The sequence below is a fragment of the Prochlorococcus marinus genome (genome assembly GCF_001180245.1).
Taxonomy (GTDB): Bacteria; Cyanobacteriota; Cyanobacteriia; order PCC-6307; family Cyanobiaceae; genus Prochlorococcus_A; species Prochlorococcus_A marinus_F.
Genome location: NZ_CVSV01000061.1, coordinates 14,084 through 30,324, shown reverse-complemented (window position 1 = coordinate 30,324; position 16,241 = coordinate 14,084). Strand labels below are relative to the sequence as shown.

Here is a 16,241-nt window from a genome sequence, read left to right as displayed (position 1 = left end):
GATTTGAATAATCACAACAATTTAGAAAGCAGGTCATAAGCCGGGTTCTGTTCATCTTAATTAATAAGATGGGCAATCATCTATCTAGAACTGGAATTACTTCACAGTCTCAAGCGGCGCTTGTAAGTAGATTGTGTAATGGTCATAAATCTACTAAGCCTTGCTCCCAGCCGGGGTTTACCTAGCCAACACTTCTCAATGTTGCTGGTGCGCTCTTACCACACCCTTGCACCCTTGCCATACATAAAGTATTAGGCGGTATGTTTCTGTGGCACTATCCTCACGGTTGCCCGCACTGGGAATTACCCAGCAAGCCTGACCATATGGGAGCCCGGACTTTCCTCAAGAAAGTTTTATTTTGGAAACAAAATAAAACTTTCTTGCGATTGCCTCTCCTGCTTTCATTTAGCATAATACTTAATACTCCAAAAATCATCTATTGGGGCTGTAGCTCAGCAGGATAGAGCAACGGTTTCCTAAACCGTAGGTCGTGGGTTCGACTCCCACCAGTCCCGTAAAAATAAAAAACTATATGTAGTATGTGTGCAAACTTGCTACTCTCTAGCTAGCGTATAGTTAGTAGTAAATCTTTTATGGCTAAGTTGCATGATATGCGTTTAAAACTCTTAATTCAACAAGAGCATGAACGCATTTCTAAATCCCAACCTAATGATTTAGATCTTTCAATAGTTCAAGCAAGATGCCTGTGCTGGCTTGCTCTATTGGCGGAAGCTCACGAAGATCAAGCAAATGATGCAGAAAAAAGAGGCGATGCCGAGCAAGCAATGGGATGGTTTGCTGATTCTATGAGACTAAGAGATGTTATTAATTTGGTTACTAGTATTGAAATACCTTTGCCAGATAGTCCGGATTCATTAGATGAAAATGACGAATTATTGGATGGCCCTACAATTTTCCCCAAATAGTGAGATGATATAGAAAGAATTATTTTTTCTTTTGACTGAAGAACCATGTCAATGCTCTGATTGTCAGAGATTTTATGAAGAGCATGATCGTCTAATTAGAGAATTTCCTACTTTTAAGCAGCAACAAGAATTAAATTGGGCATCTATTCAATCTTTCAGAACTCTATGTAGTAAGGTTACTGATGAGTTGCAGAGAGAATTATCTGAGAGAGAATCAAATAAAGATAACAGTCCAAAAGAAATACATATTTCTGATACAGAAATTACTGAAGCTTTAGATGAATTGGAGAGTGTTAATGCATATTTATATTCAATTGAAGCATTAATGGAAAGAATATTTGATACAAAAATTTCAAATAATATTGAATCAAAATTTAAAGAAATTGCAAATCAATTAGCCCCAGACCCATTAAATATGGATAGATTAATTTTGAATAGATTATTTCATCAAACCCCAGATTCACCAGATAAGAAAAATATTAATTAGTTAATTCTTCGACATCGCAAGTAATTTCAACTGGCATTGGAGAGACTTTCCAAATAGACTTACAGTACTCTCTAATAGATCTATCCGAAGAAAAATAACCTGATCTAGCAGTATTTAATAATGCCATTTTATTCCAAGATTTTTTATTATTCCAGCATTCACTAACCACATCCTGTTTATTTAAGTAGTCTTCAAAGTCAGCCATAACAAAAAATGGATCATGTCCAGTTAAGCTATTCAATAAAGGTTTAAATAATTCTTTATCCCCATTGCTAAAGTGGCCAATTTCAATTAAACGGATAACTTCTTTGAGCTCTGGACATTGATCAATAAAAGTTTTGGGAGAGTAGTTATTATTTTTTAAGTCCATAATTTCGCTTTCAGTTTTACCAAAAAGAAAGAAATTCTCTTTTTTAACTAGATCTCTTAATTCCACATTTGCTCCATCTAAGGTTCCAATTGTTAACGCTCCATTCATGGCAAACTTCATATTTCCAGTTCCAGATGCTTCTTTTCCAGCAGTTGAGATTTGTTCTGAAAGATCCGTTGCGGGATAAACTATTTCACCAAGTTTAACGTTATAGTCTGGTAGAAAAACAACTCTTAATAAACCATCCATGTCTGGATCAGAATTAACTACATCAGCAATACCATTGATGAATCTAATCATCAGCTTTGCCATAAAGTAACCTGGTGCAGCTTTACCTCCGAATATTATTGTTCTTGGGACTTCATATTTGTTTGTACCATTTTTGATTCTTAAATATTGGGCAATAATTTGTAGAGCGTTTAAATGTTGCCTCTTATATTGATGAATTCTTTTTACTTGAACATCGAATAAACTTGATGGATCCACGAGTATTCCAGTTTTCGAATGGATAAAGCTGGCTAATTTTCTTTTGCCATTTAGTTTAGTTTCCTCAAATTTTTGCAAAAAATTATTGTTATCTTTTTTTTCTTCTAACTTCTTAAGAAGTTCCATATTTGTTATCCAGTTTGGACCAACTTCTTCTTCTAAAAGGTTCGATAGTGATGGATTAGATAAGGCAACCCATCTCCTTGGAGTAACTCCATTAGTTACATTTGTAAATTTTTCAGGCCACAGAGCTGCGAATTCAGGTAGAAGTTGTCTTTTTATTAGATCTGAGTGAAGAGCTGCAACACCATTTATGTGATGAGCTCCAATTGTAGCTAAATGAGCCATCCGAACTGATTTGGAGCCTTCTTCATCGATTATTGATAGTTTTCGAAGGATCTTGTCATCACCTGGATATCGTAGTCTTAATTGTTGCAGAAATCTCCAATTAATTTCATAAATAATTTCTAGGTGACGAGGAAGAAGATCATGAAATAAACCTAGATCCCATTTTTCTAAAGCTTCTGGTAATAATGTATGGTTGGTATAAGCAACTGAAGATGTTGTTATGTTCCAAGCTTTATCCCAACCTATTTGATATTGGTCAATAAGAAGTCTCATTAATTCTGCAACTGCAATGGCAGGATGGGTATCATTCAATTGAACTGTCCAATGCTTAGGGAATTCTGTTATTGCTATTGATCTTTTTTCAAGACTTCTCAGCATATCTTGAAGAGAACAACTTACAAAAAAGTGTTGTTGTTTTAGTCTTAATCTTCTCCCTTCGTCAGTTCCATCATTTGGATATAGAACTTTTGAAAGAGTTTCAGATGCAACTTTTTCTTCGACTGCACCATAATAATCACCAATATTGAATGCATAAAAGTCAAAACTTTCTGTCGCATCAGCTCTCCATAATCTTAATCTGTCACATGTATTTACTCTGTATCCTAAAACTGGAACATCATGAGGTACTCCAATTGCATGTTCAGAAGGAATCCATCTTGACCTGTAATTCCCTTTATCATCTCTATAACTTTCAGTTCTTCCTCCAAAACCTACGAAACATGATTCGTCAGGTTGTGGGAGTTCCCATGGCCATCCACCCTTTAACCATTTGTCAGTTACTTCAACTTGCCAACCATCCCTAATTAATTGATTGAATATGCCAAATTCATATCGAATACCATAACCCACCGCTGGAACTTGTAGAGATGCTAGCGATTCCATGTAACATGCTGCAAGTCTGCCAAGTCCACCATTACCTAGTCCAGGCTCCTCTTCAACTTCAAGAATTGTTGACAATGATTCAATACCAAATCTTTTTAAAGCATCTTCTGCTTCTTGAGTTATTCCAAGATTGAGAAGATTATTACTTAATTGAGGGCCTATTAAAAATTCTGCTGATAGATAGGCAACTGTTTTTTGTGGTTTTTTTCTTATTACTTCTTGGCTGGCTAAATATCTTGTCATTAATCTATCTTTCACTGCGTAACTTAAAGCCATATACAAGTCGTGGGGACTTGCAGAAGTAGCTAACTTGCCAAGAGTATAAAAAAGATGGGCTGTCATTCCTTGGAAAACAGCATCAGAATCCATGCCAGCTTTCTCAGGATCTAAATAGCAGCCCGGGGTAGGCAAACGTAGATCAAAGGGTTGGTTGGAATTCATTTGATTGGCCATATAACAGACAATAGCCATTTTTAAGAAAATTTCTTTGTTGTAACTTCAGATCCACACTTGTTGAGTATTTTTGCTTTTTTCTTACATATTTCTTAAAGTGGGCCCTCCATAAACTATCTTCCAATTAGGTAGTTTATTTTTCTCTAATTTTAAATGTATTCCTTACTTGCTGAATTAAGTGCACATGATTTAGAAGTTGCTGAAACGTTGATAGGAGTTATAAGGTTTCTATTGATATTTTTAGCTGCAAGAGCATTAGCAGAAGTATTAGTTAGACTAAGTTTGCCAACTATAGTAGGCGAGCTTCTTGCAGGGGTTGTAATAGGAGCATCAGGATTCCATTTATTGATACCGCCCTCAGCTGGAACTGAACTAAATGAGGGACTTGTAAATGTTATTAGTTCATTAGCGTCAATCCCCCCAGAAGCAGTACCTGATGTTTATTTCGAAAGCTTTCCCTCGCTCCAAGCAGTGGCGACACTTGGTTTGTATGCACTTTTATTTTTAACAGGGTTAGAAAGTGAGTTAGAGGAATTGGTAGCTGTCGGTGCTCAGGCTTTTACTGTTGCTATGGCTGGCGTAATTTTACCGTTTGCGTTTGGAACTCTTGGATTAATGTTTATTTTCCAAGTAGATCTAATTCCAGCAGTTTTTGCTGGAGCATCTATGACAGCCACGAGTATAGGAATTACTGCAAGTGTTTTCGGTGAATTGGGATATCTGAAAACTAGAGAAGGACAGATTGTTATTGGTGCAGCAGTGTTAGACGATATTTTGGGAATTGTTATTCTGGCAGTTGTAGTTGCCCTTGCTGCCGGAGGTACTTTAGAAATTGCTCCTATTGTTAAATTAGTTGCAGCAGCTGTAGTGTTTGTTATTGCTGCTATTGCATTAAGTAGAACAGCTGCTCCAGGTTTTGATTGGTTATTAGATAGATTAAAGGCTCCTGGAGCGGTGGTGGTAGCTTCTTTTGTGATACTTGTATTGTGTTGTTTCGTTGCAACAGCCATTGGATTGGAAGCAGCTTTAGGGGCTTTTGCAGCTGGATTAATTCTTAGTAGTTCTAAAAATAATCATGCAATACAACAATCTGTTTTACCTTTAGTTTCCTTATTCGCGACTATTTTCTTTGTATTAGTTGGAGCTGGAATGGATTTATCTGTTATAAATCCACTTGATCCAACAAGCAGATCAGCTCTTGTAGTTGCTGGATTTTTATTAGTTGTTGCGATTATTGGAAAAATTGCAGCCGGATGGGTATTTTCAAGCGACAAACCTACAAATAGATTAGTTGTGGGCTTGGGCATGATGCCTAGAGGAGAGGTTGGTTTAATTTTTCTTGGGCTAGGAACAAGCGCTAAATTATTAACTCCTTCTCTTGAAGCAGCTATTTTATTAATGGTTATAGGAACTACATTTCTTGCACCTGTACTCTTAAGAATTGTTCTAAAAGATAAGCCCCCAAATGATGGTAATAAAATTTCAGATGATGTTGCAGCTGATCCAGTGGGTCTTCTTTAGGAAATAAGTTTATTAGAATCAATTAAGATAAAATTTTCAATGAATGGAAAAGTCAGCTCTGATAGATAGTGGTGTAACCTATAACTGGAATTTTTTAAATTACCCAATTCATACAGTTTCCGCTAAGCCCGAGCAAAAATCAAAAGAATGTGCAATTTTATTAATTCATGGTTTTGGTGCTTCTACGGATCATTGGAGATTTAATATCCCTGTTTTGAGTACAAAATACGAAGTTCATGCTATGGATTTACTCGGTTTTGGAAAAAGTCCTAAGCCTCAAGACGTCGAATATTCAGGATCTTTATGGAAAGATCAGGTTGTCGCTTATGTAAAAGAGAAAATAAAAAAACCTACAATTATTGTTGGAAATTCATTAGGTGGTTATGCCGCATTAGCAGCTGGTGCAGAATTAAATGATCTAAACGCAGGAGTGATTTTACTTAATGCTGCTGGATATTTTAGTGAAGAAAAAACTATTAAAAAGAATATGTTGCAAACTTCAATTGAAACAGTTGCCGGCATATTTTTGAAAAATATTGTTCTTCAACGTTTGATTTTTGAGAATATGAGAAATCCAAAAAATATTAAAAAAACTTTGAATCAAGTTTATGTTGATAAAAAAAATGTTGATGATTTTTTAGTTGAGTCAATAAGGAAGCCTTCTCTAGATTTCGGAGCTTTTAATGTTTTTAGAAGTGTATTTAACCCATCAGGCCCTCAGGGATTGCCGTTGGATAAGCTATTCGCAAAACTAAATTCACCATTACTACTTCTTTGGGGAGGGAAAGATCCATGGATGAACACTCCAAAAAAAAGAAATTTATATAAAAAATTTACACCAAAGAATACAAAGGAAATTATTCTTGATGCAGGACATTGCCCTCATGATGAGATACCTGAATTAGTTAATCAGCATATTTTGGATTGGGTTGATTCTCTTTAAGTAATAATCGTGAAACTTGAATTATCTAATAAGGACCAAGGAATTTTTGTATTTCAATTAGATAAAAATAATTACATTAAATTTTGTCCTGAAAGAGGAGGCGTTATTACAAATTGGGTTGCTGATGGTAATGAAATACTTTATTTCGATGAAACAAGATTTTTAGACAAGACAAAAAGTATTAGGGGAGGCATTCCAATCTTGTTTCCAATTTGTGGAAATCTAAATACGTCTTGTTCAGTATTTGGAAATGCTTATTCGCAATTACCACAACATGGTTTCGCTAGGGATTTGCAATGGCAATACTCTTTCAATGAAAATGAAAAATTTTTATGCTTATTCTTAAATGCATCTAAAAAAACCAAAAAATATTATCCTTTCGATTTCGAACTAAAAATAGACATTACCTTAAAAATGAACTTTTTAAAATTTGAAATTACAATCCATAACAAAACAGATATTGCTATGCCTATAAATTTTGGTTTGCATCCTTATTTTAATATTTCAGATTTTAAAAATTTAGAGTTTGTTGATAATCCACTTAATTGTCAGAATCAAGAAAGAAATACTATAAGTAATACTTTGGATGAATTAAAGAAAATTAATTTAGGAGTTGATCTACTTATGTTTTCTTCTGGTAGAAGCTCTTTTCGAGATAAAATTTTTAAAAGAGAGGTAACTTTAAATCATCCATACCCTTTTGATTTAGGCGTTATCTGGAGTGATCCTCCAAGAAGAATGATATGTCTCGAACCTTGGACTAGTCCTCGAAATTCTTTTGTTGATGGATTTAGAAACATTATGGTTCCTTCAAATGACAGTAAAAGGTTAAATGCCTCAATACAAATAAAATCTCTTAAGTAATTTTGCAATACTTATGAAATTTGTCGTTATAGATGATGATCCCACAGGCTCTCAAACTGTTCACGATTGCTTATTACTGCTTAAGTGGGACTGTTCAACTTTAGTCAAAGGGTTTGAATCTAAATCTAATTTATTTTTTATTTTGGCTAATACAAGGTCACTATCGGAAAATGATGCGAAACTAACAATAGAGGAAATTTGCAAAAATCTTAAGACTGTAATTACTTCTCAAGCCTATGAAGAAGAAATTATTTTTATAAGTAGAGGAGATTCTACTCTTCGAGGACATAACTTTTTAGAGCCAACTGCTCTAAATAATTGCTTAGGTCCTTTTGATGCTACTTTTCATATTCCAGCTTTCATAGAGGGTAAAAGATTAACAATCAATGGATTTCATTTTGTTGATAAAACTCCTATTAGTCAAACAATTTTTGCAAGAGATAAAATTTTTGGATTTGAGACAAGTAATGTCAAGAATCTTTTATTTCAGCAGAGTAAATCGCAAATAAATTTTGAAGATATTCAGAATCTTTTATTGTCAGATATCGAAATGCTAAATGATGAAGAAAATAATATTGTTTTTAAAACACTTAAGAACTTGAAGAATAATAAACATGTAGTTGTAGATGTAGAAAATTATTCTCAACTAAAAAAATTTTCTTTAGTAATTAAAAAATTAATTAATCAAAAAAAATTCCTTTTTCGAACTGCAGCAAGTTTTATAAGTTCAATTTCTGAGAAAAAAAGTTTCTCTCAGAGTGAAATATTTTTCTCTAATTTAAGAATAAGAAATAAAGAAAAGAGTTTTCTTCCAGGACTGATAATTGTTGGATCTTATGTAGAACTTTCAACAATACAATTGAATAATTTATTAGAGATAAGTAATTGCAATCCAGTTGAATTAGATGTTTTTGAATTCTTTAGAATTACTTCATCAGATAATAATCACGAGCGAAGGAATTTGTTTAAAAATAAATTTTTAAAAGAAATTAGATTTTCTTTTGAGACAGGAAAAACTCCTGTTTTGTTTACTTCAAGAAAATTTATGTTTTTAGATTCCTCTGAATTATTTAATTTTTATAATTCACTCGCATTTTTTATTGCTGAATTAGTCGCAGATTTGAAGAATGAAATAGGATATTTGATTTCAAAAGGTGGAATAACAACAAATTTGATACTTAGTAAAGGACTTAATGCAGATTATGTTTATCTTGAAGGACAGATTTTAACTGGCATTTCAGTGGTGACTTACAACCTAAAAAATGGCAAAAAACTTCCTATTGTTACTCATCCTGGAAACATTGGCACTAAAGATTCACTGGTTAATATTTGGAAAGTTTTTGAAAATAAAAATAATTTTTATAATTAGAAATTTGAGATAATTTCTTCAGCAAAACTGCTGCAGGATAGGGGTTCTACTTTTGGTTCCATTAAGCGTGCTAGATCATAGGTGACTTTTTTTTGCTTTATTGCCTTACTTAAACCATTACTAATTAAGTTGGCTGCTTCATCCCAACCAAAATATTCAAGCATCATTACACCACTAAGAATTACTGAGCCTGGATTAATCTTATTTAATCCTGCATGTTTTGGTGCAGTTCCGTGCGTAGCTTCGAAAATTGCTGCATTATCTCCAATATTTGCACCGGGAGCCATACCTAGGCCTCCAACAATTGCTGCAGCTGCATCAGAAACATAGTCTCCATTAAGGTTTAATGTTGCAAGAATTGAATATTCTTGAGGTCTAGTTTGAATTTGTTGGAATATACTATCGGCTATTCGATCATCAACAAGAATAAGTTCTCTCCATTTCCCATCTCCGTGAGAATTTGATATTGATGAAATTACTTCTTTAATTTCTTCGCAAATGAATGCTTTTTTGTTATTTGTAAGCTTGTCAAAACCTGGTTCAATTTTTCTGGCATTATTTTCAATTGTAATTTCTGGATTCTTCTGAATATTATCTAAAATCCAGCTTTCTCTTTCTGTAATGCAATCTTCTCTAAATTCATTTACTGCTAATTCATACCCCCAATCTCTAAATGCACCTTCTGTATATTTCATAATATTCCCTTTATGTACAAGAGTTACATGCCTTTTATCTCCTGATAATCTTTTAGCATGTTCAATAGCTTTTCTAATATGCCTTTGGCTACCAGATTTACTCACCGGTTTTATTCCGATACCTGATCCGTTTGGTATGGATCTATTTTTTAAATTTTTACTTTTTGGTATGACAACGTCATTTAAGTGATTAATTAATTCAAGACAATTATTATCCTCGGCTTCCCATTCGATTCCCATGTAGATATCCTCAGTGTTTTCTCTATAAACAATAACGTCTAAATTTTGGGGATTTTTATGAGGGCTTGGAGTTCCAGAATAATACTTGCATGGTCTTACACAGCTATATAAATCAAAGATTTGCCTTAATGCAACATTAAGAGATCTAATACCTCCACCGATGGGAGTCGTTAATGGACCTTTAATGGCTACACCGAAGTATCTGATTGCTTCAATAGTATCTTGAGGGAGGTAGTTATATGTTCCATAAAGTTCACAAGCTTCATCACCTGCATAGACTTTAAACCAATTAATTTTTCTTTCATCTCCATAGCTTTTTTTAATTGCTGAATCAAGAACGATTTGAGTGGCAGGCCAAATATCAACTCCAGTACCATCACCCCTAATAAATGGGACAATTGGATTATTAGGAACATTAGGTTTGCCTTGATTAAAAGTTATTATCTCGCCTTCATTAGGTAAAGTTAATTTTTCAAATTTTGGCATAGCATTGTATTAATAATAGATAACTCATTGAAGTTCCTATTATTGTAATTTGCGATGAGTTATTTTCTTTAAAACCTAGAAATTTATTATTCAAATGTGAATAGAGAATACTTTATTAATCAGCATTTCAACATCTTTATTAAAAGAAAAAGAAGTTAATAAGCAAGTTAAAGCAAATTATGTCATTTTCAAAAAAATACTCAGCTACTTATGAATGCGAGTTCAAATGTAAGTAATGTTGAAATAGCTAATAAAATTGCTTCCACTGCAGCTTTGTTTCGGAAATATTTTCCAGATGCAAGTGTAAACTTTAGTCCCTGGGACAATTCAAATAGTGAATCCATGCAAGATAGTATTGATTTTGCGTTTCATTTCCCTGGTTGGAGTCCTCTTATTGAATGTAGAGCAATACTCTTACAATTAAGAATTGAAAATGATGATAATGGCAGAGTTCCGAAATTGTTGGGAATAATAATGCGAGGTATGATTGTTCCTTCCGAAAGATGGAGAGTTGCTACTATCGGTGATTGGGAAATGACCGGTACTCATCTACCGCAAAAGGAACAAAAAGATAACCTTTATTTGGTTTGTAAAGAACTTTATAAGTTATTCTCTAAAACATCTGCTGGTAACAAAAATTAGCTGTTTTATGTATTTTTCTTGTAAATTAAATACAGTTATAAAAATGATTCAAAATATATGGCAGTTGCTCTTGCAGGACAATTAAGAGAAGGGACAAAAAAATCCCATACTATGGCAGAGAATACTGGCTTCGTGGCTTGCTTTTTAAAAGGAGTTGTTGAAAAAAAATCTTATAGAAAATTAATTAGTGATTTATATTTTGTTTATGAAGCTATGGAAGAAGAAATTGAAAGACTGGTCAATGAGGAACATCCCGTCATAAAACCTATAGGTTTTAAATCATTATTCAGGAAAGAAACTCTTGTAAATGATCTTAAATTTTATTTTGGTGAAAACTGGAAGAATGAAATTAATATTTCTCACTCAGCAAAAGAATATGTTGAAAGAATCCGAGAGGTCGCAAAAAATTCACCAGAGCTCTTAGTTGGTCATCACTACACTCGCTATATAGGAGATTTATCTGGGGGGCAAATCTTAAAAAGGATCGCTAAAAAAGCATTAAATTTGCAGGGAAATGATGGTTTAAATTTTTATGAGTTTGAATTAATTGCTGATGAAAAGAAATTCAAGGAACAATATTCCCTTACTTTGAATCAACTTCCAATAAATCAAAAGACGGCTGATCAAATTATTGATGAAGCTAATCAAGCTTTTACTTACAATATGAAAATGTTTAAAGAGCTTGAAGGTAACTTGATTGCTGTTTTAGGCAAGATTGTATTCAATTACATTACAAAAAAAGTTAGGAAAGGAAGTACCGAGACCTAATGTTTATGTTTGATTCATTAGTTGATTTCCTTAAAACCAATATTGATGAATTAAATGGACATGAAGTACAAATATCTAGTGAATTCAAAGAACATCACAATAAAGACTCAAAATATATTATTAAAAATTGGCTTTTTTCATCTCCCGAATGTAGAAAGTGGCGAATAACAAGATTAGATGGTGGCAAAAAACTGCAAGTGTTTAATACGGTCGCATATCCTAATTTTGATAGTGAATTGCCTATTTTAGGAGCTGATATTTTATGGTTTGGAACTTCTCAAAAGTTATTAGCAATACTTGATTATCAACCTTTAATTCAAGAAAGCAAATATCTTGAAAAATATTGTTCAAGTTTAGGTAGTATTAAGAAAAAATATTCTACATTTGATAATAATAAAATGAAGAATATATATGATTCAAAAAAGTATTTTTCCCCATGGGTGATTATATGTAGAGGAAATAAATTAAATCTTGATAGAGATCTCAATAATATATTCCATTCATTTGTAAATAATTATTTGAACATTTGTAAATCGAACCCTGTTAATCAATTTTTAAATGCAGAAGAAATAAAGATTAATCAAATTCAATATGATAAGTACAGTTTTGAAAAAGACCCTGCAGAAAAATTGTTTAAATCATTTTTTGGAGAAAAATGGACAAAAAAATTTATCAATAAATTTCTATTTACATTAAATAATGAGATTATTCATTGAATGTTAATACAAGATACTATTTTTTATAGGCCAGATTGGAGATGGCAAAATTTCTTAAAATATTTAACTAATAATTTAAGTAAATATAACTGTTTAGAAAAAAAAATACCCTCGGAATATTTTTATAAGGATTCAACTTATGGTTCAAAAAAATCAAAAAAAAATGTGAATCTATTTACTTGGGGTGTAACGCATAAAAAAAGAATTAAATTCGCAAGGGCAGTTTGTATAAATAGTCCAAATTATTCTGTTTTAAATTTTTTAATTATTCCTAATACTATTTATAACGTCCCATTTTTTGGAGTAGATTTTGTTTCTCTACCTAATAGTTATTTATTAGTATTAGATTTTCAGCCTTCATTAAAAATACAAAATCAATACAATAATGAGTTACTAGAAAAACTTATAAAACTCAAAAATCATTGTCATTCATCACTCCCATTAGCTGAAAAAATGTCTGCGAATGTAGCTAGATTTTTTTCTCCAGGAGTAATATGGTCAAAATTACCAAAAGAAGAAAGAAGTGATTTTTTAATTACTAATCAGCTTTATCCCTCATTTAAGGAATATCTTGATTTGTATTTGGAAATTCTTTTCGAAAGCAAAGAAGTCAATATTGAACTGCAAAAAGAATTAATAAACGGTCAAAATAATTATTTGAATTATAGAAGAGATAACGATCCAGCAAGACCAATGTTGTCGAGTTTGTTTGGTAAAGAATTTACTGAATCTTTAATTGAAGAAGTTTTATTTACTACTTAAAAGTCTTATAATTAACTGGATTTTGAAATCAGATGAATAAAATTTCTGTTCTTTTTGTATGTTTGGGAAATATTTGTAGGTCTCCTGCAGCAGAAGCTATTTTTATAAGACTACTTGAAAAGAAGGGATTAACCGATGCCTTTATTGTTGATTCTGCTGGAACTGGGAGTTGGCATATTGGAAAAAAAGCTGACTCTAGGATGAGAATTGCGGCAGAAAGAAGAGATATAAATATCTTAAGCAGGGCTCGTCAAATTACTAGCAAAGATTTTGACGAATTTAATTATATTCTTGCGATGGATGATTCAAATTTTAAAAATATTCAAGATCTTAAACATAGAACAGGTTCAACTGGTTTTGCATCATTAAAAAAAATACAAGATTTTAGATCAGTTTTTAATGAGCAAGAAGTTCCTGACCCATATTTTGGAGGTGATGCGGGCTTCGATTATGTCCTTGATATTTTAGAAGACTCTGTAAACGGTTTTTTGGAAAGTATTTCTTGAATTTATTTGATCTCAGTTTCTTTAGGAATCTTGTCATTGTAAAGGTCAATAATTTTATCCACTACCTCATTAATTGTATATCCGTCCGTAATAATTTCTATTGCATCACTCGCCTTAATTAGAGGCGAAATTTCCCTATTTGAATCTTCAAAATCTCGTTTCTTTATAAGTTCTTTTAATGTATGAAGGTCTATTTCTTGTGAGTCTTTACTATTTTTATCAGATTTTCTTCTTTTTGCTCTTTCATCAATGCTAGCAGTTAAAAATATTTTAAGTTCTGCATTAGGAAAAACAGTAGTTCCTATATCTCTTCCCTCAGCTACAAGTCCGCCTGATTCTCCAATTTTTCTTTGTTCTTCTACTAAGAATTCTCTTACTTCTTTTATTGAGGAAATTTTAGAAACTATGGAACTTATCTTTTGCGACCTAATTTCTTCTGTAACACAGAAGTTATTAACATAAACATCCTGAAGTGAATTTGTATTTGACTTGAAAACGATAGATATACCTTTAAGAATATTCTGTAAATTTTTTTCTTTTTTATAATCAATATTTTCTTTTATCATAAGCCAACTCAATGCCCTATACATTGCGCCAGTATCTAAATATAAAAGTTTAAGTTTCTTCGCTATTAACTTTGTTACAGTACTTTTACCTGAACCTGCAGGACCATCAATTGCAATAATCGGCCTTCTTTTCATTAGAAAAACGTGATCAATTAATCTTGTCTCTCCACATCTTATCGCACCAGCCAATAACGAAATATTATCTTCAAGTCTTGCTTTTTGGAGTGTATGAGGGTGTAAATGTTCTAAATATTCAATCAAAATTTTTTTTGCTGATAGCTTCTTAATAATTTGGTTTAAATTGATCTTTTTCTCTTGTTGAAAATTTTTTTTTGCTTCTAATAACTCTCTTGAAAAAAACCTAATCAATTTTCTTTCGTTTTTTGATAAATGTACATTACGTGAACTTAAAGGAATTCCATCAAAATCTCTTTGTGTAGGAATGGATTTAATAGCAACATTTAATTTCTTTCTAAGGACAAGATTTTTTAAAATTAAAAGTTGTTGCCAATCTTTTTCTCCTAAGTAAAGATTTTTTGGCTTGATGAGATTAAGTAATCTATAAACTACTGTGCAAACGCCATCAAAATGTCCAATTCGATTTAATCCACATAATGCAGAAGATAATTCTTTTGGAGCTTTTAGGAATTTAATATTTTTATTATTCGGTGGATATATATCTTCATTACTTGGGATGAAGATAGCATCTGCGCCATTTGCAAAGGAGATTTTGATATCATTATCAATTGTTTTAGGGTAATTCTCTAAATCTAACTTGTTATCAAATTGAAGTGGATTAATAAAAATACTTACTAAATTAACATTAGAATTGTCATTTTTTGCTGTTGATATAAGTTTAATATGACCATCATGAAGATTACCCATTGTTGGAATGAAGTTAATTTCACTATTTATTTTTCTCCTCCAATTTTCTATTTCTTCAGTTTTCCTTATGATTACTTTCTTCACTTTGTTTTTAAAAAATAAATCTATTTGATAAATAATTACTGGACAAAAACAATCTTAGGAGGAATATCTATATAGGGAAAGTCTATCATTTTTATTTCATGGATTACAAAACATCAGGTGTTGATATAGAAGCTGGACGAGAATTTGTTTCCGAAATTAAACAGGCAGTTGAAGGAACTCATACATCCAATGTGATTGAGGGTATTGGCGGGTTCGGAGGTTTGTTTAGAATTCCTATCGATAGTTTTAAAAAACCAGTTCTTGTTTCAGGGACTGATGGTGTTGGAACAAAATTAGAATTAGCCCAAAGTAAAAACTTTCACTTTGAGGTTGGTATTGATTTAGTTGCTATGTGCATGAACGATATCATTACTAGTGGTGCAAAACCTTTATTTTTTCTAGATTATATTGCTACCGGTAAGCTTGATAAGAAACAATTATTGAGGGTTGTTCAGGGAATTTCACATGGATGCGGAGAAAATAACTGTTCATTACTCGGCGGAGAAACTGCTGAAATGCCTGGATTTTATTCAAAAAATAAGTATGATCTCGCAGGATTTTGCGTTGGAATAGTTGATGAAGATAAGGTTATTAATGGTAAAAAAGTCTCTGAAAATGACTTAATAATTGCTTTAAAAAGTAATGGAGTTCATAGTAACGGCTTTAGTTTAGTAAGAAAAATTATTCAAAACAATAATCAAATAGATAAAGAATTTGAAAAAGTTTCTCACTTAAATTTTTATGATGAGTTATTGAAACCTACAAAAATTTACAATAATGTGATTAACCAAATTTTATCTGAAGATATAGAAATTAAAGCAATGTCTCATATAACTGGAGGAGGAATTCCAGAAAATTTACCAAGATGTATTCCTTCTGATTTTATTCCTTATATCAATACCAGTTCATGGCAAATACCTACTTTATTTAAATTCCTTAAAGAGAAAGGATCTATTCCTGAAAAAGATTTTTGGAATACTTTCAATCTTGGAGTGGGATTTTGTTTAATTATTGATAAACAATTTAAGGAAGCGATATTAAGTATCTGTAAAGATCATGATATAGATAGTTGGGAAATTGGAAAGATAGTTCGAAAAAATGATTCAACAATTAGTAAATTTTTACCAGAAATCTTAATTTAAGATTTTTTATCTTTTTTAAATGAGTTTTAAAAAATTGTTTTTTATACCCAAATGAAAAAGTTAGGTGTAATATAATAAAATTACCGCCGAATTATATCGG

At 31.9% G+C, this 16,241-nt stretch carries 15 protein-coding genes, 1 tRNA gene and 1 other RNA gene; 13 read left to right on the top strand and 4 right to left on the bottom strand.

Annotated elements, in window-relative coordinates; translation table 11 throughout:
* Window positions 1-20: 20 nt before the first annotated feature.
* An RNA gene (gene rnpB / locus AMO19_RS02115) (RNase P RNA component class A) lies at window positions 21-403 on the bottom strand.
* 38 nt (window positions 404-441) lie between these two features.
* On the opposite strand from rnpB, the gene AMO19_RS02110 reads away from it, so the two are divergent.
* The 3 genes from AMO19_RS02110 (at window position 442) to AMO19_RS02100 (ending at window position 1,413) form a co-directional block, all read left to right on the top strand.
* A tRNA-Arg gene (locus AMO19_RS02110) sits at window positions 442-515 on the top strand.
* Between the two features lie 78 nt (window positions 516-593).
* On the top strand, window positions 594-926 hold the full coding sequence (locus AMO19_RS02105; RefSeq protein WP_025956248.1) for a hypothetical protein: 333 nt from the start codon (window positions 594-596) through the stop codon (window positions 924-926).
* Between the two features lie 31 nt (window positions 927-957).
* Window positions 958-1,413, top strand: a complete 456-nt coding sequence (locus AMO19_RS02100; protein WP_075507147.1) for a hypothetical protein — start codon at window positions 958-960, stop codon at window positions 1,411-1,413.
* Here the strand turns inward: AMO19_RS02100 and AMO19_RS02095 are convergent.
* Window positions 1,406-3,952: a glycogen/starch/alpha-glucan phosphorylase gene (locus AMO19_RS02095; RefSeq protein WP_082302696.1), complete on the bottom strand. Its 2,547-nt coding sequence runs from the start codon at window positions 3,950-3,952 to the stop codon at window positions 1,406-1,408. The two genes, AMO19_RS02100 and AMO19_RS02095, sit on opposite strands and share 8 nt — an antisense overlap.
* A 153-nt stretch (window positions 3,953-4,105) precedes the next feature.
* On the opposite strand from AMO19_RS02095, the gene AMO19_RS02090 reads away from it, so the two are divergent.
* The 4 genes from AMO19_RS02090 to AMO19_RS02075 are packed head-to-tail and all read left to right on the top strand — an operon-like array spanning window position 4,106 to window position 8,649.
* Window positions 4,106-5,473, top strand: coding sequence for a cation:proton antiporter (locus AMO19_RS02090; RefSeq protein WP_025922676.1), 1,368 nt, complete (start codon window positions 4,106-4,108; stop codon window positions 5,471-5,473).
* Window positions 5,474-5,516: 43 nt separating this feature from the next.
* Entirely contained in the window at window positions 5,517-6,416 is a 900-nt protein-coding gene (locus AMO19_RS02085; protein ID WP_075507146.1) for an alpha/beta fold hydrolase, read from the top strand.
* A gap of 9 nt (window positions 6,417-6,425) precedes the next feature.
* Window positions 6,426-7,280, top strand: a complete 855-nt coding sequence (locus AMO19_RS02080; RefSeq protein ID WP_075507145.1) for an aldose epimerase family protein — start codon at window positions 6,426-6,428, stop codon at window positions 7,278-7,280.
* A 13-nt stretch (window positions 7,281-7,293) separates the two neighbouring features.
* Window positions 7,294-8,649 carry a four-carbon acid sugar kinase family protein gene (locus AMO19_RS02075; protein WP_075507144.1) on the top strand — a complete coding sequence of 452 codons (1,356 nt, stop codon included), beginning with the start codon at window positions 7,294-7,296 and terminating at the stop codon, window positions 8,647-8,649.
* Here the strand turns inward: AMO19_RS02075 and AMO19_RS02070 are convergent.
* Window positions 8,646-10,070 (bottom strand): NADP-dependent isocitrate dehydrogenase, encoded by a 1,425-nt coding sequence (locus AMO19_RS02070; RefSeq protein WP_075507143.1) that lies wholly within the window; start codon window positions 10,068-10,070, stop codon window positions 8,646-8,648. The two genes, AMO19_RS02075 and AMO19_RS02070, sit on opposite strands and share 4 nt — an antisense overlap.
* A 210-nt stretch (window positions 10,071-10,280) precedes the next feature.
* On the opposite strand from AMO19_RS02070, the gene AMO19_RS02065 reads away from it, so the two are divergent.
* The 5 genes from AMO19_RS02065 to AMO19_RS02045 are packed head-to-tail and all read left to right on the top strand — an operon-like array spanning window position 10,281 to window position 13,464.
* Entirely contained in the window at window positions 10,281-10,712 is a 432-nt protein-coding gene (locus AMO19_RS02065) for a hypothetical protein (protein WP_075507142.1), read from the top strand.
* Between the two features lie 57 nt (window positions 10,713-10,769).
* Complete coding sequence (locus AMO19_RS02060; protein WP_075507141.1) at window positions 10,770-11,480, top strand: biliverdin-producing heme oxygenase; 711 nt, start codon at window positions 10,770-10,772, stop codon at window positions 11,478-11,480.
* Window positions 11,481-11,485: 5 nt separating this feature from the next.
* Window positions 11,486-12,196, top strand: a complete 711-nt coding sequence (locus tag AMO19_RS02055) for a 15,16-dihydrobiliverdin:ferredoxin oxidoreductase (RefSeq protein ID WP_075507218.1) — start codon at window positions 11,486-11,488, stop codon at window positions 12,194-12,196.
* Window positions 12,197-12,958, top strand: a complete 762-nt coding sequence (locus tag AMO19_RS02050; RefSeq protein WP_075507140.1) for a phycoerythrobilin:ferredoxin oxidoreductase — start codon at window positions 12,197-12,199, stop codon at window positions 12,956-12,958.
* Window positions 12,959-12,990: 32 nt separating this feature from the next.
* On the top strand, window positions 12,991-13,464 hold the full coding sequence (locus tag AMO19_RS02045; protein ID WP_075507139.1) for a low molecular weight protein-tyrosine-phosphatase: 474 nt from the start codon (window positions 12,991-12,993) through the stop codon (window positions 13,462-13,464).
* 2 nt (window positions 13,465-13,466) lie between these two features.
* Here AMO19_RS02045 and AMO19_RS02040 read toward each other — a convergent pair whose 3' ends face one another.
* Window positions 13,467-14,999 (bottom strand): bifunctional pantoate--beta-alanine ligase/(d)CMP kinase, encoded by a 1,533-nt coding sequence (locus AMO19_RS02040; protein WP_075507138.1) that lies wholly within the window; start codon window positions 14,997-14,999, stop codon window positions 13,467-13,469.
* A 98-nt stretch (window positions 15,000-15,097) separates the two neighbouring features.
* On the opposite strand from AMO19_RS02040, the gene purM reads away from it, so the two are divergent.
* Complete coding sequence (purM, locus tag AMO19_RS02035; RefSeq protein WP_075507137.1) at window positions 15,098-16,141, top strand: phosphoribosylformylglycinamidine cyclo-ligase; 1,044 nt, start codon at window positions 15,098-15,100, stop codon at window positions 16,139-16,141.
* Window positions 16,142-16,241: the final 100 nt, after the last annotated feature.

Coding starts and splice junctions, on each gene's coding strand:
- AMO19_RS02085 (WP_075507146.1), top strand. CDS start 5,517: ATGGAAAAGTCAGCTCTGATAGATAGTGGTGTAACCTATAACTGGAAT.
- AMO19_RS02065 (WP_075507142.1), top strand. CDS start 10,281: ATGAATGCGAGTTCAAATGTAAGTAATGTTGAAATAGCTAATAAAATT.
- AMO19_RS02075 (WP_075507144.1), top strand. CDS start 7,294: ATGAAATTTGTCGTTATAGATGATGATCCCACAGGCTCTCAAACTGTT.
- AMO19_RS02055 (WP_075507218.1), top strand. CDS start 11,486: ATGTTTGATTCATTAGTTGATTTCCTTAAAACCAATATTGATGAATTA.
- AMO19_RS02045 (WP_075507139.1), top strand. CDS start 12,991: ATGAATAAAATTTCTGTTCTTTTTGTATGTTTGGGAAATATTTGTAGG.
- AMO19_RS02095 (WP_082302696.1), bottom strand. CDS start 3,952: ATGGCCAATCAAATGAATTCCAACCAACCCTTTGATCTACGTTTGCCT.
- AMO19_RS02060 (WP_075507141.1), top strand. CDS start 10,770: ATGGCAGTTGCTCTTGCAGGACAATTAAGAGAAGGGACAAAAAAATCC.
- AMO19_RS02050 (WP_075507140.1), top strand. CDS start 12,197: ATGTTAATACAAGATACTATTTTTTATAGGCCAGATTGGAGATGGCAA.
- AMO19_RS02105 (WP_025956248.1), top strand. CDS start 594: ATGGCTAAGTTGCATGATATGCGTTTAAAACTCTTAATTCAACAAGAG.
- purM (WP_075507137.1), top strand. CDS start 15,098: ATGGATTACAAAACATCAGGTGTTGATATAGAAGCTGGACGAGAATTT.
- AMO19_RS02090 (WP_025922676.1), top strand. CDS start 4,106: ATGTATTCCTTACTTGCTGAATTAAGTGCACATGATTTAGAAGTTGCT.
- AMO19_RS02070 (WP_075507143.1), bottom strand. CDS start 10,070: ATGCCAAAATTTGAAAAATTAACTTTACCTAATGAAGGCGAGATAATA.